Raw genomic sequence first — 2,262 nt, forward strand, 5'->3', positions numbered from 1 at the left:
TCACTGAGCTTAGCCATCTCCTCAGTTGGTCTGACAGACGCTTTAATGATTTGTTGCTCTGATGGTGCGGCAGGACGAGCCACGCCAAACGCATCCGTCTCAGTTGCACCGGGCACTGAGTAATAAAGCCACAAATTTTCACGCCGTCGCCAAACTGACATTAGGCACGACCCTCCTGAACTTCAGAGATGCGCTGGTTGATTGCATTGCGGAGCGTCACACGCTTATCGCGATTGGCCCATGCCTGCAGCAGATCAACATCATGCTCAACGTCAACAATCTTCTCGGCTTCATCCACCGTTAGATCATCTAATGCCCCCAGTCGAGCCAGTTTGTCAGCTTCGCTCTTGGCTTCCGGCTTAGCCTCAACTTCGCCGCCACCCTTCACCCATTCAATCGCGCCCCATTCTTCATAGCGTGACAGACTGGGATGAGCTTTGATGGTCTCGATTTGGCCTTCACTCAGGTCATAGTTAATACCAGGGCGAATGGGAACACCATCGAGATAGCGAACTCCCTGAGCTGCGGGCTGTACCTTTCGCGGATTGTATTTCAGTAACATTTACCCCCCTATGCTGGCTTAGCGACGTCAACATACCGACCAGCCAGCGGATACTTCCACCGGACGCCAGAGATGCAGGAATACATCGGGACAATGTACTGAGCGTTCCGGTATTCTGTTTCGAGTACCTGTGTGGGCTCAATGTGCCGATCTAAGATTTCCGCACTTCGGGGATAAATAGCAATGCGGTCTTTGTTGGTCCCAACACTATGTACTCCATAGCGCTCAAGCTTTTCAGATTTCAGCTCTGGCGAAGTCCCAAACGTCATTCGCGAAAACCCTGATTCTTCGCCGCTGAATAGCTTGCGCAAGTGTTCGATAGCACTGACTGCAGTCCCGCTAAGGCGTTTCGATGATAGTTGCCTCCACAACCGAAACGCCATCTCAATGTGATTGGGGTATTCGGTTTCGTCGGTCGAATCGGTCACGGCTGCGACTTTTTCAACAAAGAAATCAACCAGGTCTTCTGCTGTTGTCGCGCCAGCATACGGATCAAAAGACGTGTCATCTACAGGAGTTAGCGGATTGTTTAGCATTCCCGTCAAGCCATACTGAGCGCTGCCAAAAGCAGTTAGCTCATTAGTGCGGCTAGCGATCGCACGACGTGCTACCCGTTGGCGTTCGTCAGTTAGCGGCTGATTGGCAAATGTAGCAGCCTGCAATTCCCTCACGGTGTAGTGAAAAGAACTGAATACGGCTACCACAGGATCTCGGGTTTCGCTGACATTGTAATCAGCAAGCGGAATATCAAACGCCTGGTCAGCTACGACAGCAGCCTGACCCCGCCCTTCGATTTGTTCCTGCACCAAAACTTGAGCGCCAGGACTCAAGTCGGCAATGGTCGGAACAAGTATCCCGTTCTCGTAGCGAAAAGGTCGAAACCGCTGACGAATGACGTCGGGCAGCTTCTGTTCTAAGTAACGACTCAGGTGAACTCCATAATCTGTCATCGTTTCAGTACCTCAATTTTGCAAACTTCACCAGCTGCCGCGACTTCGGCAAACTTAAAGCGGGCCGATAAATCTTCAGCGGAAGCAGTATCGGCATCAGTGCGAAATTGACCGGGCTTCCCTGTCCCACCAAACCGCACAAAAACAGGATCAGCAGGCGTTACATCTTCCTCGACAATGCCGTAAAAGAAACCCTCGACTATATAGCCTACAGGGCGCTTATCGGCATAGCCGCGATCTCCGTTTGCGTCGATAGATTCATGATCGATTTGTTGGATCGTGGTCGCGATCGCTACACCCAACACAGATTGACCCGCCGCCGAGATTACCGTAGCAACAGGGCTCTCACCTCGGGTGGCAGGAGTCGCTTCAACAATGACGCGGCCAAATGGCAAGACGCCATCCATGCCATTGGATGCGGTACGAATGACAGTATGTTCTGTCGTTGCTACTTGACCTTCAAATCCTTTACGGTCGGCAACCGTTTGATAATTAGTAATGGCCATTAGTTAGTCCATGCCTCCGAATACTGCTTGGCTGCATCTGCGCGGGCCTTGGAGATAGGATCTTCTTTGCTGGAATCAGCAGTATCCTGGCGATTTTTCTCTAGCTGCGCCAGCATCCCTTTCAGCCCGCTGCTGATTTTCTCCTGCTCGCCATCGTCATCCGCCGCATCTTGATTGGGCTGTTTGGATAGTTCAGGAGAGATCGCACGCCATGCACCCTCAATGAATCCATCGTCCTGGAAAT

4 protein-coding genes are annotated in these 2,262 nt (G+C 51.7%); all 4 read right to left on the reverse strand.

Annotated features, from left to right (window positions below; translation table 11 throughout):
* Nucleotides 1–160: 160 nt before the first annotated feature.
* Nucleotides 161–562, reverse strand: a complete 402-nt coding sequence (locus DXZ20_RS04840; RefSeq protein ID WP_163696778.1) for a hypothetical protein — start codon at nucleotides 560–562, stop codon at nucleotides 161–163.
* Between the two features lie 8 nt (nucleotides 563–570).
* The gene (locus DXZ20_RS04845) at nucleotides 571–1,512 is read right to left on the reverse strand and encodes a major capsid family protein (protein ID WP_163696780.1); all 942 of its coding nucleotides are present in this window, start codon (nucleotides 1,510–1,512) and stop codon (nucleotides 571–573) included.
* Nucleotides 1,509–2,018 carry a structural cement protein Gp24 gene (locus DXZ20_RS04850; RefSeq protein WP_163696782.1) on the reverse strand — a complete coding sequence of 170 codons (510 nt, stop codon included), beginning with the start codon at nucleotides 2,016–2,018 and terminating at the stop codon, nucleotides 1,509–1,511. The genes DXZ20_RS04845 and DXZ20_RS04850 overlap by 4 nt, the downstream gene beginning before the upstream one ends.
* The coding region (locus tag DXZ20_RS04855; RefSeq protein ID WP_250565622.1) for a hypothetical protein at nucleotides 2,018–2,262 on the reverse strand (245 nt) is incomplete at its 5' end. The genes DXZ20_RS04855 and DXZ20_RS04850, both read right to left, overlap by 1 nt.

Source organism: Adonisia turfae CCMR0081 (assembly GCF_011009555.1).
Taxonomy (GTDB): Bacteria; Cyanobacteriota; Cyanobacteriia; order Phormidesmidales; family Phormidesmidaceae; genus Leptothoe; species Leptothoe turfae.